The organism is Streptomyces xanthii (assembly GCF_014621695.1).
Classification (GTDB): domain Bacteria; phylum Actinomycetota; class Actinomycetes; order Streptomycetales; family Streptomycetaceae; genus Streptomyces; species Streptomyces xanthii.
The window spans coordinates 3,410,748-3,424,493 of the sequence record NZ_CP061281.1 but is presented as its reverse complement, the minus strand read 5'-3'; the positions used below and the strand labels follow the sequence as shown (position 1 = coordinate 3,424,493).

Genomic DNA, 13,746 nt, shown 5'->3' with positions numbered 1-13,746 from the left:
CTCCCAGCAAAAGCGAATGAAGGGGAACCCCTCACCATGATGAAGAAGGCGGCCGCCGCTGCGGCCCTCACCGCGTCGGTCATCGGTATGTCGGCCGCGGCCGCCCCGTCGGCCCTGGCCATCGGCAACGACGGCGGCACCACGTCGCTGTCCGGCAACGGCGCCTCGCAGGCCTACGGCAACTCGGCCACCTACGGCAACATGAGCCCGCAGATGGCGCTCATCCAGGGTTCGCTGAACAAGCCCTGCATCGGCCTGCCCGCCAAGGTCAACGCCGGCTCGATCCTCGGCGTCGTGCCGATCTCGGTCCAGGACGTCAACGTCCTGTCCTCCCCGCAGAACCAGCAGTGCACGGAGAACTCGACGCAGGCCAAGGGCGACGAGGCTCTCTCGCACATCCTGGACGACATCCCGGTCCTGTCCGGCAACGGTGCGGGCAACCACTGATCACACCCCGATCAGGTCGGGCCGCCGGTCTTCCGGCGGCCCGACGCCGTTTCCCGCCCCGGACGCCTCAGGGCGAGGAGTCCGGCCAGCAGTCCCGGCCGGCGATCCGGCGCCACTCCTCGTCGTAACAGCTCGGCAGCGTCCTGCCGCGCTCGCGCCACTCCGCCATGAGCCGGGCGAAGACCGGCTCGCTCTCGGCCGCGTCCGACGGCGGACGGCTGGGCGGAATCAGCGCCCGGTGTCTCCAGCGTTCGTGCGACTCTCCCATTCCATCGCCTCTCGCTCTCCGGTGGTCTTTACCGTCCCCGTCCCCTTACCTCCCCGGCGCCCTTTCTCAATCGCCGCCTGAGGCAAAAGGGTTGCCTTTCGTCCGCGCGGCGTGACATTCCCGGACGGAAATACGAATACGCCTACCCTCGTCCCTCATTCCATCCCCTTTTCTCCGGTGGAGCGGCAATGAAGCGGAACGAAAGACGGCGCGGCCGGCGCGGCGGCCTCCTGCTCGGGGCGCTCGCCCTGGGCCTGGTGACCTTCTCCGGGGCCGCGGCCGGCCCCGTGGCGGCGGCCCTGCCCACCCGTGTCGACGTGTTCGGCACGCTGAAGGACCGGCCCGCGGCGGGCCCCGGCACCACGATCCTGCTCATGGGCACCGACGGCCGGGACACCATCTCCCGCGCCGAGAAGGAGCAGTTCCACGCGGGCGGCGTGGCCTGTGACTGCAGCGACGTGATGATGCTCGTCCACGTCTCCCGGGACCACGACCGGATCAGTGTCGTCAGCCTGCCCCGCGACTCCTACGCGGACATTCCCGACGCCGACTCCGCGCGCACCCATCCCGCGAAACTCAACGCGGCCTATCACGAGGGCGGTCCCGCGCTCGCCGTGCGGACCATCGAATCGATGACCGGCGTGCGTATCGATCATTTCCTGCAGATCGATTTCCGGCGCTTCATGGACAGCGTCGACGCGGTCGGCGGCGTGGAGGTCTGCACGTCCCGGCAGTTGACCGACTCCGCCACCAAGCTCGACCTCGCCCCCGGACGCCACCGCCTCGCCGGCGGGCCCGCGCTCCAGTACGTGCGCTCGCGCCACGTCGACAACGCCGCCGACCTGGGCCGCATCCAGCGCCAGCACCGCTTCCTCGTCAACACGCTGCGCGGCGCCGGTCTGCGCGACGCCCTCGCGGACCCGGGCCGCGCGATGGACCTCGTCTCCACGGTGCTCGGCTCGGACGCCCGCGTCGACCAGGGCTTCGGCCCGGACCAGCTGCTGTCCCTGGCCCGCGACCTGCGCCGCGTCCCGCTGTCCCGTACGGAGTTCGGGACCGTGCCCATCGCCGGGTTCAACCCGGTGATCGAGGGCGCCGGATCCACGCTGCGGTGGGACGAGGAGCGGGCCGGCGAGCAGTTCCGGGCGATGCGCGAGGACCGGCCGCTGACGCCCGCCGATTCGCAGACGCAGCCGCTGGACCCGCCGGATATGAAGGTCCAGACGGTCGTGCACGGCGACACCCTGGACTGCGACTGAGCCCGCGCTGACCTGGCACTGGTCTGCGACAGGGGACCGCTGTGTTCGAACGGTGATAGGCCGAACGGGTTCCCGGGCGCAACTCCCGTGGCGTTGCAGAGTTGTTCAGCCCGGACCCCGCAATCAGGGTTCACCGTTCTGAAGGGAAAGCACATGAAGAAGCTGTGGGCATCCGCCACGATCGCGGCGTCCGTCGCCGGCCTGGCAGCGGTGGCCGCCCCGCAGGCCATGGCCATCGGTGACGACACGGGCACGACGTCGCTGTCCGGCAACGGCGCCGAGCAGTCCTTCGGCAACGCGGAGACCGAGGGCGACATGAGCCCGCAGCTCGGCCTGGTCCAGGGGTCCCTGAACAAGCCCTGCATCGGTCTCCCGGCGAAGGCCAACGTCGGTTCGGTCGTCGGCCTCCTGGTCCCGGTCGCCGTCCAGGACATCAACGTCCTGTCCTCGCCGCAGAACCAGCAGTGCACGGAGAACTCGACGCAGGCCAAGGGCGACGAGGCCCTGTCGCACATCGTCGACGACATCCCGGTCCTGTCGGGCAACGGCGTCGCGAACCACTGACGTCCCGCGTACGGACACACCTGAGGGGCAGCCGCTGTGGTGCGGCTGCCCCTCTGTCGTGCTGTTCCCGCGGGCTTTCCTGTGGAGTTATCCGACCGCGGGGAGCAGGTTGGTGACGGGGGCCACGAGGTCGGTGGCCTGGTGGAGCTGGTTCAGGTCGTTCAGGTGGCTCAGGCCGCTCAGCTGCTCGCGTGCGGTGGGCAGTTCGGCCTTGTGCTCGGCCGGGACGCCCAGGGTGGAGACCTGGTCCAGGGTGGCGATGGGGGAGATGGGCTCCACGCCGGTGAGCGGGGCGGCCTGCGCCGCCGGGGCGGCGAGGGCGCCGGCTCCGACGGCGAGCAGGGCGGCGGTGAGAGCGCGTCGAGGTGTGATCATGCATCTCTAACGCTCCGCCCGCCGCGCCGGACACGGTCCGCGCCGGCCGCCCACCCGGCAGGCGCACGCCCGGCCGGTCACTGCTGGGGCTCGCCCTGGAACTTGGCGGCGGACCAGAAGTAGCCGAGGACCGCGAGGCCGAGGCACCAGCCGACGGCGAGCCAGCCGTTGTGCCCGATCTCCGTGCCCTGCAGCAGTCCGCGCAGCGTCTCGATCGCCGGGGTGAACGGCTGGTACTCGGCGATCGGCTGGAACCAGCCGGGCATCGAGTCGAGCGGGACGAACGCGCTGGACAGCAGCGGGAGCAGGATCAGCGGCATCGCGTTGTTGCTCGCGGCCTCCGCGTTGGGGCTGATCAGACCCATGCCGACCGCGATCCAGGTGAGCGCGAGCGAGAACAGGACGAGCAGGCCGAAGGCGGCGAGCCACTCCAGGAGCGTGGCGTCCGTGGACCGGAAGCCGATGGCCACGCCCACGGCGCCGACGAGGACGACACTGGCCACCGACTGCAGGACGCTGCCGATGACGTGCCCGATGAGGACCGAGCCGCGGTGGATGGCCATGGTGCGGAAGCGGGCGATGATGCCCTCGGTCATGTCGTTGGAGACGGAGACCGCGGTACCGATCGTGGTCGAGCCGATCGTCATCAGCAGGATGCCGGGGACGATGTACGCGATGTAGGCGTCGCGGCCGGCTCCGCCGCTCATGGTGTCGCCGAAGATGTAGACGAACAGCAGGAGCAGCATGATCGGCGTGAGCAGCAGGTTCAGGGTGAGCGACGGGTAGCGCCTGGCGTGCAGGAGGTTGCGGCGCAGCATCGTCGAGGAGTCACGTACGGCGAGGGCGAACGAGCTCATGTCAGGCCTCCTGGGTCAGGGTCTTGGTCTGGGGCTTGGGCTGGGCGGGGACGCCGGCGCCGCCGCCGGTGAGGGCGAAGAAGACGTCGTCGAGGTCGGGGGTGTGCACGGTCAGCTCGTCGGCCTCGACACCGGCCGCGTCGAGCCGGTCGAGGACGGAGCGCAGGGCGCGCTGGCTGCCGTCGCTGGGGACCTGCAGGGCGAGGGCCTCGTCGTCGGCCGCGGCGCCGGCGAGGGCGTCGGCCGCGCTGCGGTAGGCGGCCGGGTCGGTGAAGCGGAGCCGGACGTGGCCGCCGGGGACGAGCCGCTTGAGCTCGTCGGCGGTGCCCTCGGCGGCGATCGTGCCGTCGTGCAGCACCGCGATGCGGTCGGCGAGTTCGTCGGCCTCTTCCAGGTACTGGGTGGTGAGCAGGACGGTGACGCCGCCGTTCACGAGCTCGCGGATGATGCCCCACATGGTGTGGCGGGAGCGCGGGTCGAGTCCGGTGGTGGGCTCGTCGAGGAAGATGATGCGCGGGTCGCCGACGAGCGTCATGGCGATGTCGAGGCGGCGCTTCATGCCGCCGGAGTAGGTGGACGCGGGCTTCTTCGCGGCGTCCACGAGGTCGAAGCGTTCGAGGAGTTCGGCGGTGACGCGGCGGCCCTCGCTCTTGGAGAGGTGCTGCAGGTCGGCCATGAGGAGCATGTTCTCCTCGCCGGTGATGAGTCCGTCGACGGCGGAGAACTGGCCGGTCACGCCGATCGCGGCGCGCACCGCCTGCGGGGCGGTGGCCAGGTCGTGGCCGCCGACGCGGACCGGGCCGCTGCCCGGGTCCGCGGAGACGAGGGTGGAGAGGATCTTGACGGTGGTGGTCTTGCCGGCGCCGTTGGGGCCGAGCAGGGCGAAGACCGATCCCCGCGGGACGGCCAGGTCGACGCCGTCGAGCACGGTCTTGTCTCCGTAGGCCTTGCGCAGTCCGGTCGCCGAGATGGCCAGGTCGGTCATGGCGGTTCGCTCCTTGGGTGGGTGAGGGTCTCAGAGGGCGCGGGCGGTGATGTCGCCGTGCGAGGTGGTGGCGCGGATGGTGACGTCGGGGGTGCCGCCGTCGTGGACGAGGGAGTTGGCGACGCGGCCGTAGGAGGTGCCGGCGTCGAGCGTGGCGTTGCTGCCCTGGGCGGTGTCGACGGTGATGTCGCCCATCTCGGTTTTCAGGTCGAGGTCGCCGCGGGCGGCCTCGGTGACGGTGATGTCGCCCTTCTGCGTACGGACGTGGGCGGGGCCGGTGAGGCGGCCGAGGGTGATGTCGCCGGCGGCGACGGTGACCCGGGCGGCGCTGCTCTCGTCGACCTTGACCGTGGCGCGGGCGGCCTCGATCGCGAGGTCGCCGAGCCGGCCGACACCCCGGACGTCCGCGTCGGCGGCGTCGATGACGACCGGCGAGCCGGCGGGGAGCTGGACGGTGATCTCGACGGCGCCGGACGGGCCGAAGAGGCGGTTCTTCGGGTCGCGGGCGGCGATGCGCAGGGCGCCGTCCGCGTAGCCGACCTCGATCTCCTCTGCGGCCTTCACGTCGCGGCCCTTGGACGGGTCGGCGGGGCGGACCTCGACGACGGTGTCGGCGCGGTCCGCGGCGATGAGCTGCAGGCGGCCGGCGGGGACGGCGAGGGTGGTGTGGACGGGGTTCGGGGTGTCGAACTTCTGCATGTGACTCACTCCTGCGGTGGGTGTCCCGTGTGTTTCTGACATCGAAAACGCTACGTTGCATTCACGATGCTGGCAACAACGTTGTTGCGTCAAAACCCAGTAACTCCAGGTGGATAGCAGGATTTCATTGCAATGGTTCTGCGGGGAACGCAACGCGTCGCACGGTATTGCGTTGCAATGGAATGACGGTGAACGCTAAGGTGGCGTCCGCGGACAGCGCGCGGGCAGCACCGACGACCACGAAGGAGGCCGCGATGCCGGGCGGCAGGCTCACTCAGCAGGAGCGTCAGCAGATCGCACAGGGGCTGGGCGACGGCCTCGCCTACGCGGAGATCGCCCGGCGCCTGGAGCGCCCGACCTCCACGATCACCCGCGAGGTCATGCGCAACGGCGGCCCCACCGGCTACCGCGCGGACCTCGCCCACCGCGCCACCGAGCACCGCGCCCACCGCCGCAAGGCGGCCGGCGCCGCCGCGAGCCAGGCCGGGCCCGCCGGCGACGGGCAGCGGGCCGAGGCCGTACGCGCCTACGAGGAGACTTTGACGACGGTCTTCATGGCGTCCGGCACACCCCGCATGATGGCCCGGGTCATGGCCTGCCTGGTCATCAGCGAGTCCGGCAGCCTCACCGCGGCCGAACTCGTCCAGCGGCTCCAGGTCAGCCCGGCGTCCGTCTCCAAGGCCGTCACGTTCCTGGTGGGCCAGGACCTGGTGCGGCGGGACCGCGACGAGCGGCGGCGCGACCGCTACTCCATCGACGACGACGTCTGGTACCAGTCCATGATGGCCAGCGCCCGGTCCACCGCCGAGATCGCCACGACGGCCCGCCAGGGCACGGGGATCCTCGGCCCAGACAGCCAGGCCGGGGTCCGCCTGGAGAACATCGCGCGGTTCCTCGACTACGTGTCCGAGAGCCTGGTCCGCGCCTCCGACCAGGCCCGCGACATACTCACCGCCCGCCGTGAGGCGGAGGACGGGCAGGCGTAGGAACGCCGACGGCCCGCCCCCGGAAGTCCGGGGGCGGGCCGTCGGTTCACGTGGCCGCGCGGCAAGGGGCGATCCCACGCCGGGCGGTCGCACTCGCCCGGGTGATCCCTGCCGCGCAGAGTCAGGCTAGCCCCGGGGCGCGCCCGGTCCGGGGAGCGACAGGCGGGGCATTTCGCGGACCGGGCCGCCGGTGGGCGCTAGCGGGCGATGTCCGCGTAGCCCTCGATGTCCTGCGGCGGGCGGGTGCCCGGGCCGATGTAGCGGGCCGAGGGGCGGACCAGGCGGCCCGTGCGCTTCTGCTCCAGGATGTGCGCGCTCCAGCCGGCCGTGCGGGCGCACGTGAACATCGACGTGAACATGTGCGCGGGCACCTCGGCGAAGTCGAGCACGATCGCCGCCCAGAACTCCACGTTCGTCGCGAGCACCCGGTCCGGGCGGCGCGCGTGCAGCTCGGCCAGCGCGGCCTTCTCCAGCGCCTCGGCCACCTCGAAGCGCGGGGCGCCCAGCTCACGGGCGGTGCGCCGCAGCACGCGGGCGCGGGGGTCCTCGGCCCGGTAGACGCGGTGGCCGAAGCCCATCAGGCGCTCGCCCTGGTCGAGCGCCCGGCGTACGTACGCCTCGGCGTCGCCGGTCCGCTCGATCTCCTCGATCATGCCGAGGACGCGGGAGGGGGCGCCGCCGTGCAGCGGCCCGGACATGGCGCCGACCGCGCCGGACAGGGCGGCGGCCACGTCGGCGCCGGTGGAGGCGATGACGCGGGCGGTGAACGTCGAGGCGTTCATGCCGTGCTCGGCGGCCGAGGTCCAGTACGCGTCGACCGCCGCGACGTGCTTGGGGTCGGGCTCGCCGCGCCAGCGGATCATGAACCGCTCGACGATCGACTCGGCCTTGTCGATCTCGCTCTGCGGCACCATCGGCTGCGCCTGGCCGCGGGCCGACTGGGCGACGTACGACAGGGCCATGACGGCGGCGCGGGCCAGGTCGTCGCGGGCCCGCTGCTCGTCGATGTCGAGCAGCGGTTTCAGGCCCCACACGGGCGCCAGCATCGACAGCGCGGACTGCACGTCGACACGGATGTCACCCGAGTGGACGGGGATCGGGAAGGGCTCGGCCGGCGGCAGTCCGGGGTTGAAGGCGCCGTCGACCAGCAGCCCCCACACGTTCCCGAACGACACGTGGCCGACCAGATCCTCGATGTCGACGCCCCGGTACCGCAGGGCGCCGCCCTCCTTGTCCGGTTCGGCGATCTCGGTCTCGAACGCGACGACTCCTTCGAGACCAGGTACGAAGCTGGGGTCGAAGTCGGACATCAGGCGGCTCCTCTAGATGCGTGATGCGTGGACGGGGGCTGGGGTGCGCGATCGGATCCACGGCCAGGGGACGTGCGGCTCGCGGTCCGGGTCGGTCACACCCGTGATGCCCCGTTCGGCAGGCGGTCACCCAACCCTCGGGTCTCTGGACCATAACTCCCGGTGCCACGCTTGGCGAGAGTTGGTGGCACTCAGTGCCATGACTCACCTTCGGGGTACGGGCACGGGTACGGCAGGATGACGCCGTGAGCGCCCACGACGACCTCGACCCGGACCCCGCCTTCATGCGGGAGCAGTACCGCACGCACGACGGCGGTCTGCTCGAGCCCGATCTCGCCCCGCACCCCATGGACCAGTTCGCCCGCTGGTTCCGGCAGGCGGCCGAGCCCGGCTCTCCGCTCGCCGAGCCCAACGCCATGGTGGTCTCCACCGCCGACGCGAGCGGCCGTCCGGCCTCCCGCACGGTGCTCCTCAAGTCCTACGACCACGAGGGCTTCGTCTTCTACACCAACTACGGCTCCCGCAAGGCCCAGGACCTGGACGTCAACCCGCAGGTCGCGATCCTCTTCCCCTGGCACCCGATGGGCCGTCAGATCCATGTCGCCGGCACCGCGGTGCGGACCTCCGCCGAGGAGACGGCGGCGTACTTCCACTCCCGGCCGCACGGGTCGCAGCTCGGGGCGTGGGCCAGTGCGCAGTCCTCCGTGATCGGGTCGCGGGCCGAACTGGACGCGGCGTACGGGGAGTTGGTGCGGCGCTATCCGGTGGGGTCGGACGTTCCCGTGCCGCCGCACTGGGGCGGGTTCCGGGTCGCCCCGGAGGAGATCGAGTTCTGGCAGGGCCGCGAGAACCGCCTCCACGACCGGCTCCGCTATGTCCGGGTGCCGGGGGGCTGGCACGTGGAGCGGCTCAGTCCCTGAGGGGCGGGTCCGTCGCCGGGTGCGGGTGGGTGGGGGCTGGTCGCGCAGTTCCCCGCGCCCCTGAAATGCGGACCCTTCGGGTCGCATTTCTCCGATCAAGGTGCGGGGTGCCTTTCATCTGGGGAAGGCGCGGCGAAGCCGCATGCCTTCCAGGGGCGCGGGGAACTGCGCGACCAGCCCCCACCCACCCGCACCCGCCCACGGCGCTGACGCAGAACGGCGGGTCAGCGTCCGGCCAGGACCCCGTCGAGGAACGGCTCCACGACCTCCCGCCACGCCAGAGGCTGGTCGTAGTGGACGAGATGCCCCGCGTCGGGCACCTCCGCGTACACCCCCCTGGGAAGGACCCGCACCATCTCCTGCGCCTCGGCCCGCCCCAGCTCCCCGTCCAGCCCCCGCACGACGAGCGCGGGGCACCGCACCCCCGCCAGTTCCTCCCAGTGCGCGTCCCGTACCCACGTCGACCGGGCCGCGAGCATCTGGCGCCGCGAGAACACCGGCCGCCACCCGTCCTCGGCCTGCGTCATGACCTCCGCGTAGAACTCCCCGCGCGCCGGATTGGGCCGCTCCACCCAGGGGTCGTCCTCGCCGAACCACTTCCGTACGTCACCGAGCGTCGCGAACGGCAGCGGCCACGCCCGGAACCAGTCCTCCCACTCCCGCTGGGACGCCGCGCCGAGCGCCGAGGCCCGCATGTCGCAGATGACGAGGCCGCTGACCAGATCGGGCCAGCGCGCGGCGAGCTGCCAGGCCGTCAGCGCCCCCATGGAGTGCCCGACGAGCACCGCCGGGCCGAGCCCGAGTCCTTCGAGCGCCGCCTCCGCGTCGAGCACGTAGGCCTCACGGTCGAAGGGGCCCTGCTCGGGTTTGTCGCTCTGGCCGTGCCCGCGCTGGTCGAGCGCGACGGCGCGGCGCCGTTCGGAGAGCCAGCGCGCGGTGCCTGCCCAATGGGACGCCCGGCCCATCAGGCCGTGCAGTAACAGCACTCCGGGAGCCTGGCCGGCCTCGCCCGTCTTGGGCGGGTCGGCGAACTCCCAGGCGGCCAGCCGGACCCCGCCCGCTCCGGTCACGTCGATGCGTCGCGCCATAGGCCCCGGCACCCCCTCGTGGTCACGCCTGCAGTCGCTGATCCGCGTACGTTATCGAACTCGCATTCGAGAACGGGCGGCGTTCCCGTCACACCCCTCTTTTGAGTGACAACGCTCAAGGAATGACCTGCGTCGCCGAGGGGATCTCTTCAGCGGGAGGCGGACCGCTCGGGGAAAACGGTCCGAGGGGGACGACCCTGGGAGCTCGGGGCTCCGGGTCGGAACAGGGGAGGACAGGCCCCGGCGCCGCGAGGCGCCGGGGCCCTCTGCCGACACCCCGCTCCCCACACCGCGGACCCCACGCACGCCGAACGGCCGGTCCATGCTGGCCCCCTCCGGTCCCCAGACTCAGGCCCTACGCTCACGCGACAGCGTGGCACGCAAAACGCCCGAGCGCTGCGATTCCGCACACTGAATCCTGCTTTCAGTGCGCCGCGCGCGCCCCGCGCCCGCGGCGAACAAGCGGTACCGCCGCCCGGGCGCCCCGGAAAGCCAGGCTCAGCGCTTCGCCACGAACACGTGCGAGGCGATGTCCGCCTCCAGCTCCGCCGCCTCGCCACTGCTGCCCACGAGCACCCCGCCCGGCGACTGCGTCACGCTGACCACCGAACCGGGCTGCACACCCGCACGCCGCAGCGTGTACATCAGCTGCGCGTCCGTCTGGATCGGCTCACCGATGCGCCGCACGACCACCGTCTTGCCGTCCGCACCCGTCTCCAGGTCCGCCAGAGACACCATGCCCTCGTCCAGGAACGGGTCCGCCCCGTCCTTCTCGCCCAGCTCCTCCAGACCCGGGATCGGGTTCCCGTACGGCGACTCCGTCGGGTGCCGCAGCAGCTCGAGGACGCGGCGCTCCACGGCCTCGCTCATCACGTGCTCCCAGCGGCAGGCCTCCGCGTGGACCTGCTCCCACTCGAGGCCGATCACATCGACCAGGAGACACTCCGCGAGCCGGTGCTTGCGCATCACGCGTGTCGCCAGCCGCCGGCCCTCGTCCGTCAGCTCCAGGTGCCGGTCCGCGGCCACGGCCACCAGGCCGTCCCGCTCCATGCGCGCCACGGTCTGGCTCACCGTCGGCCCGCTCTGGTCCAGACGCTCGGCGATCCGGGCGCGCATGGGGACCACACCTTCCTCCTCCAGCTCGAGGATGGTGCGGAGGTACATCTCCGTCGTGTCGATCAGTCCGGACATACGTGCCCCTCGTGTAGCTCTCTAGCTCCGCAGCCGCTCCGCTGGCGTGCCGCGCAGCGCGTGCGCTGGCCCTGCCGTCAATTCTGACGCATACCGCCGACAACCGTGCCGCGCCGGGGAAACAGCGCCCCGAACCGCCACGGGCCCGTACGAAACAGCCACAGCCGCGCCTTTGTTCCGCCCCGCCGACACCACAGGTGCCGTATTGACACGGCACTGGTCCAGACCGCACGGTGATCCGCGACAGACGCGATCCGCGACGGGCGCGGACACGCCGCGTCACCACCGAGGGGTTACGCCGATGAGCGAGAGCAAGCTGGCCGCGCAGTACCTCGACACCGCGATCGGCCTGCTGCGCCGCATCCGCGACGAGGAAGCGGACTCCGTCGCCGCCGCCGGCACCCTCCTCGCCGACACCGTCGTCGCCGGCGGCCGCCTCTTCGCGTTCGGCGCCGGACACTCCTCGCTCGCCGCCCAGGACGTCGTCTACCGCGCCGGCAGCCTCGCCCTGATGAACCTGCTCGCCGTCCCCGGAGCCGTCGGCGTCGACGTCATGCCCGCCACCCTCGGCTCCGCCCTCGAACGGGTCGACGGACTCGCCGCCGCCGTCCTCGACTCCAGCCCCGCCCGGGCCGGCGACGCCCTCGTGATCATCTCCCTCTCCGGGCGCAACGCCCTGCCCGTCGAGATGGCCATGAACGCCCGCGCCCTCGGCCTCAAGGTCATCGGCGTCACGTCCCTCGCCTACGCCACCGGACCCGACGCCCCCAGGTCCCGGCACGTCTCCGGCACGTACCTGCGCGACCACTGCGACATCGTCCTCGACTCCAAGATCGCCGTCGGCGACGCCGAACTCACCCACGACGGCGTGGACGCCCCCTTCGCCTCCGCCTCCACCGTCACCACCAGCGCCCTCATGCAGTCGATGCTGGCCACCTGCGCCGAATCCCTCGCCGACCGCGGCATCCAGCCCCCGCTGCTCCGCTCCGGCAACGTGGACGGCGGCCACGACTGGAACGCCAAGGTCTTCGAGCAGTACAAGGACCGCATTTTCTACCAGCACTGACCCGCGGCGGAGAGCCCTACGACGGCCGGGTCGCCGCCGCCAGATCCACCGCCGCCGCGATCCGCACCGCCACACCCTCCGCGTACACCGCGTCACCCCGCTCGAACCGGGACCGCCCCGCCCCGCGCAGGAACGTCACCACACCCAGCGTCCGCCCCCGGCTGCGCAGCACCGCGCACAGCGCGAACCGGCTGTCCTGCGGCCACTGCCGCGCCGCCGCCCACTCCGCGCCACCGTCCCCCTCCGGCGCCCCGGCCCGCACCGAACCGGCCCGCTCCGCGCACTGCAACGCCGGATGCCCCGCCCCGTACCGCACGGGCAGCGCCCCACGCGTCACCAGCAGACTCGGGCCCGGCGCCCCCGCAGGCGTCGCCGCGGCCCGCACCAGCCGCACCGGCTCCTCACCCTCCGCGCTCACCACCAGATCGATCAGCGCGTGATCGGCGAACCCGGCCAGCGCGAAGTCCAGATGCGTCGTCGCCGCCTCCGCCGGGTCCTCGCACTCCGCCGCCGCCCGCGCCGCCCGGTGCAACTGCTGCGTCCGGAACCGCAGCGCCGCCGCGTCCTGCTCCGCCCGCCGCGCCTCCGTCACGTCCTCGAACAGCCACGCCACCCCCAGCGGCACCGGCTCCTCCGCCAGCGGCGACGACAGTCGTACGAAACCACTGCGCCAGCAGCGCCGCTCCGGCTCACCCCGCTCCGAGCGCACCGTCACCCACACCTCGGCCGGCGCCGGCGGCGCCCCCTCCGCCAGGACGTGCGCCAGCGCGCTCTCCAGCTCCTCCACACCCTGCGACACCAGATCGCCCAGCGGCCGCCCCAGCACCGCGCTGCGCCCCGAACCGAGCGCCTTCGCCGCGTGCGCGTTCACCAGCGCGGGCCGCAGATCCGCGTCGACCAGGACCACACCCCACGCCGTGGCGTCCTCGAACAGCGCCTCGCTCAGCGCGATCGACCGCTCCAGATCGATCTGCGCGTGCACCTCGCTGAACGCGCAGTACACCCCGGCGGGCTCCCCGCCCGGCCCGCGCACCGCCGCCGACTGCGTCCGTACGAGCACCCGCCCGCCGCTCTTGGTCACCAGCGCGAACTCGTGCACCTGCCGCCCCGGCGCGTGCATCGCGGACAGCAGCCGCTCCTGCACCTCCGCCGCGTCGGCACTGCGCACCGCCCAGCCCGCGAACCCGGCCCGCCCCACGGCCTCCGCCGCCGACCAGCCCAGAATCCGCTCGGCCTCCCGGTTCCAGTGCGTGACGACACCGTCCGCGTCGAACGCGCACAACGCCGCGTCCATCCCGTCCAACAACGCGGCCAGAAGATCGCCCCCGTCCCGCTCGGGCTCGTCCTCGGGCCCGAGCGCGTCGGTGGCCCCGCTACGCCGTGATGCACTCACCTGGCACCCCCTCCACCTCATTCAACTTGAACGTGACGCACCCCACACCATGTTCCGTCAACTTCCCGTCCGGCATCGGGCCGGGGGCCGGAACGAAAAAAGGGGTTGAAGGGGCCCAGAGGCGTCCTTAGGGTGGGCCGTACACAAGAAGGGAGGTGGTTCGGCAGATGTATGCATTCCGGACGCGTGAGGTGACTGCGGGCTAGCGGCCCGACGTCGCATCTCGAATTCGGCGCCGGACCCGCGCGTGTGCACGCGCGCAGCCGGCCCCATTCCCAAGCAGTCACCCGACCCGCGAGCCGCCGGTACGTCCGGCCGGCTTCCGACCGTCTCGTACG

Annotated in this window: 15 protein-coding genes; 6 read left to right on the top strand and 9 right to left on the bottom strand. The window is 72.2% G+C overall.

What is annotated here, in order from left to right:
* The first annotated feature begins 36 nt into the window (after positions 1-36).
* Complete coding sequence (locus IAG42_RS15455) at positions 37-447, top strand: rodlin (RefSeq protein WP_188337575.1); 411 nt, start codon at positions 37-39, stop codon at positions 445-447.
* Between the two features lie 67 nt (positions 448-514).
* Here the strand turns inward: IAG42_RS15455 and IAG42_RS15450 are convergent, their stop codons facing one another.
* Complete coding sequence (locus IAG42_RS15450; RefSeq protein WP_188337574.1) at positions 515-715, bottom strand: hypothetical protein; 201 nt, start codon at positions 713-715, stop codon at positions 515-517.
* 188 nt (positions 716-903) lie between these two features.
* Between IAG42_RS15450 and IAG42_RS15445 the strand changes: the two genes are divergently transcribed.
* Positions 904-1,974: an LCP family protein gene (locus IAG42_RS15445; RefSeq protein WP_188337573.1), complete on the top strand. Its 1,071-nt coding sequence runs from the start codon at positions 904-906 to the stop codon at positions 1,972-1,974.
* A 153-nt stretch (positions 1,975-2,127) separates the two neighbouring features.
* Positions 2,128-2,538, top strand: coding sequence for a rodlin (locus IAG42_RS15440; RefSeq protein ID WP_188337572.1), 411 nt, complete (start codon positions 2,128-2,130; stop codon positions 2,536-2,538).
* 87 nt (positions 2,539-2,625) lie between these two features.
* Here IAG42_RS15440 and IAG42_RS15435 read toward each other — a convergent pair whose 3' ends face one another.
* The 4 genes from IAG42_RS15435 to IAG42_RS15420 all read right to left on the bottom strand — a co-directional run bounded on the left by IAG42_RS15435 (position 2,626) and on the right by IAG42_RS15420 (position 5,454).
* Positions 2,626-2,913 (bottom strand): hypothetical protein, encoded by a 288-nt coding sequence (locus IAG42_RS15435; protein ID WP_188337571.1) that lies wholly within the window; start codon positions 2,911-2,913, stop codon positions 2,626-2,628.
* Positions 2,914-2,990: 77 nt separating this feature from the next.
* Entirely contained in the window at positions 2,991-3,770 is a 780-nt protein-coding gene (locus IAG42_RS15430) for an ABC transporter permease (protein ID WP_188337570.1), read from the bottom strand.
* A 1-nt stretch (position 3,771) separates the two neighbouring features.
* Positions 3,772-4,755 (bottom strand): ATP-binding cassette domain-containing protein, encoded by a 984-nt coding sequence (locus tag IAG42_RS15425; RefSeq protein WP_188337569.1) that lies wholly within the window; start codon positions 4,753-4,755, stop codon positions 3,772-3,774.
* Between the two features lie 30 nt (positions 4,756-4,785).
* Positions 4,786-5,454 carry a DUF4097 family beta strand repeat-containing protein gene (locus tag IAG42_RS15420; RefSeq protein ID WP_188337568.1) on the bottom strand — a complete coding sequence of 223 codons (669 nt, stop codon included), beginning with the start codon at positions 5,452-5,454 and terminating at the stop codon, positions 4,786-4,788.
* A 254-nt stretch (positions 5,455-5,708) separates the two neighbouring features.
* On the opposite strand from IAG42_RS15420, the gene IAG42_RS15415 reads away from it, so the two are divergent.
* On the top strand, positions 5,709-6,440 hold the full coding sequence (locus tag IAG42_RS15415) for a helix-turn-helix domain-containing protein (RefSeq protein WP_188341405.1): 732 nt from the start codon (positions 5,709-5,711) through the stop codon (positions 6,438-6,440).
* 197 nt (positions 6,441-6,637) lie between these two features.
* Here the strand turns inward: IAG42_RS15415 and IAG42_RS15410 are convergent, their stop codons facing one another.
* On the bottom strand, positions 6,638-7,750 hold the full coding sequence (locus IAG42_RS15410) for a citrate synthase 2 (protein WP_188337567.1): 1,113 nt from the start codon (positions 7,748-7,750) through the stop codon (positions 6,638-6,640).
* A gap of 284 nt (positions 7,751-8,034) precedes the next feature.
* On the opposite strand from IAG42_RS15410, the gene pdxH reads away from it, so the two are divergent.
* Positions 8,035-8,670 carry a pyridoxamine 5'-phosphate oxidase gene (pdxH, locus tag IAG42_RS15405; protein ID WP_188341404.1) on the top strand — a complete coding sequence of 212 codons (636 nt, stop codon included), beginning with the start codon at positions 8,035-8,037 and terminating at the stop codon, positions 8,668-8,670.
* Between the two features lie 224 nt (positions 8,671-8,894).
* On the opposite strand, the gene IAG42_RS15400 is transcribed toward pdxH, so the two are convergent.
* Together IAG42_RS15400 and IAG42_RS15395 are read right to left on the bottom strand one after the other, a co-directional pair.
* The gene (locus IAG42_RS15400) at positions 8,895-9,758 is read right to left on the bottom strand and encodes an alpha/beta fold hydrolase (RefSeq protein WP_188337566.1); all 864 of its coding nucleotides are present in this window, start codon (positions 9,756-9,758) and stop codon (positions 8,895-8,897) included.
* A 498-nt stretch (positions 9,759-10,256) separates the two neighbouring features.
* The gene (locus IAG42_RS15395) at positions 10,257-10,949 is read right to left on the bottom strand and encodes a metal-dependent transcriptional regulator (RefSeq protein ID WP_188337565.1); all 693 of its coding nucleotides are present in this window, start codon (positions 10,947-10,949) and stop codon (positions 10,257-10,259) included.
* Positions 10,950-11,250: 301 nt separating this feature from the next.
* Between IAG42_RS15395 and IAG42_RS15390 the strand changes: the two genes are divergently transcribed.
* On the top strand, positions 11,251-12,015 hold the full coding sequence (locus IAG42_RS15390) for an SIS domain-containing protein (protein ID WP_188337564.1): 765 nt from the start codon (positions 11,251-11,253) through the stop codon (positions 12,013-12,015).
* A 16-nt stretch (positions 12,016-12,031) separates the two neighbouring features.
* Here the strand turns inward: IAG42_RS15390 and IAG42_RS15385 are convergent, their stop codons facing one another.
* On the bottom strand, positions 12,032-13,408 hold the full coding sequence (locus tag IAG42_RS15385) for a PAS domain-containing protein (protein ID WP_223206017.1): 1,377 nt from the start codon (positions 13,406-13,408) through the stop codon (positions 12,032-12,034).
* Positions 13,409-13,746: the final 338 nt, after the last annotated feature.

Bases quoted from the DNA above. Each gene is read 5' to 3' on its own strand.
- IAG42_RS15410 (WP_188337567.1), bottom strand. From the start codon at position 7,750: ATGTCCGACTTCGACCCCAGCTTCGTACCTGGTCTCGAAGGAGTCGTC.
- IAG42_RS15435 (WP_188337571.1), bottom strand. From the start codon at position 2,913: ATGATCACACCTCGACGCGCTCTCACCGCCGCCCTGCTCGCCGTCGGA.
- IAG42_RS15425 (WP_188337569.1), bottom strand. From the start codon at position 4,755: ATGACCGACCTGGCCATCTCGGCGACCGGACTGCGCAAGGCCTACGGA.
- IAG42_RS15415 (WP_188341405.1), top strand. From the start codon at position 5,709: ATGCCGGGCGGCAGGCTCACTCAGCAGGAGCGTCAGCAGATCGCACAG.
- IAG42_RS15455 (WP_188337575.1), top strand. From the start codon at position 37: ATGATGAAGAAGGCGGCCGCCGCTGCGGCCCTCACCGCGTCGGTCATC.
- pdxH (WP_188341404.1), top strand. From the start codon at position 8,035: ATGCGGGAGCAGTACCGCACGCACGACGGCGGTCTGCTCGAGCCCGAT.
- IAG42_RS15445 (WP_188337573.1), top strand. From the start codon at position 904: ATGAAGCGGAACGAAAGACGGCGCGGCCGGCGCGGCGGCCTCCTGCTC.
- IAG42_RS15395 (WP_188337565.1), bottom strand. From the start codon at position 10,949: ATGTCCGGACTGATCGACACGACGGAGATGTACCTCCGCACCATCCTC.
- IAG42_RS15440 (WP_188337572.1), top strand. From the start codon at position 2,128: ATGAAGAAGCTGTGGGCATCCGCCACGATCGCGGCGTCCGTCGCCGGC.
- IAG42_RS15420 (WP_188337568.1), bottom strand. From the start codon at position 5,454: ATGCAGAAGTTCGACACCCCGAACCCCGTCCACACCACCCTCGCCGTC.
- IAG42_RS15390 (WP_188337564.1), top strand. From the start codon at position 11,251: ATGAGCGAGAGCAAGCTGGCCGCGCAGTACCTCGACACCGCGATCGGC.
- IAG42_RS15400 (WP_188337566.1), bottom strand. From the start codon at position 9,758: ATGGCGCGACGCATCGACGTGACCGGAGCGGGCGGGGTCCGGCTGGCC.
- IAG42_RS15430 (WP_188337570.1), bottom strand. From the start codon at position 3,770: ATGAGCTCGTTCGCCCTCGCCGTACGTGACTCCTCGACGATGCTGCGC.
- IAG42_RS15450 (WP_188337574.1), bottom strand. From the start codon at position 715: ATGGGAGAGTCGCACGAACGCTGGAGACACCGGGCGCTGATTCCGCCC.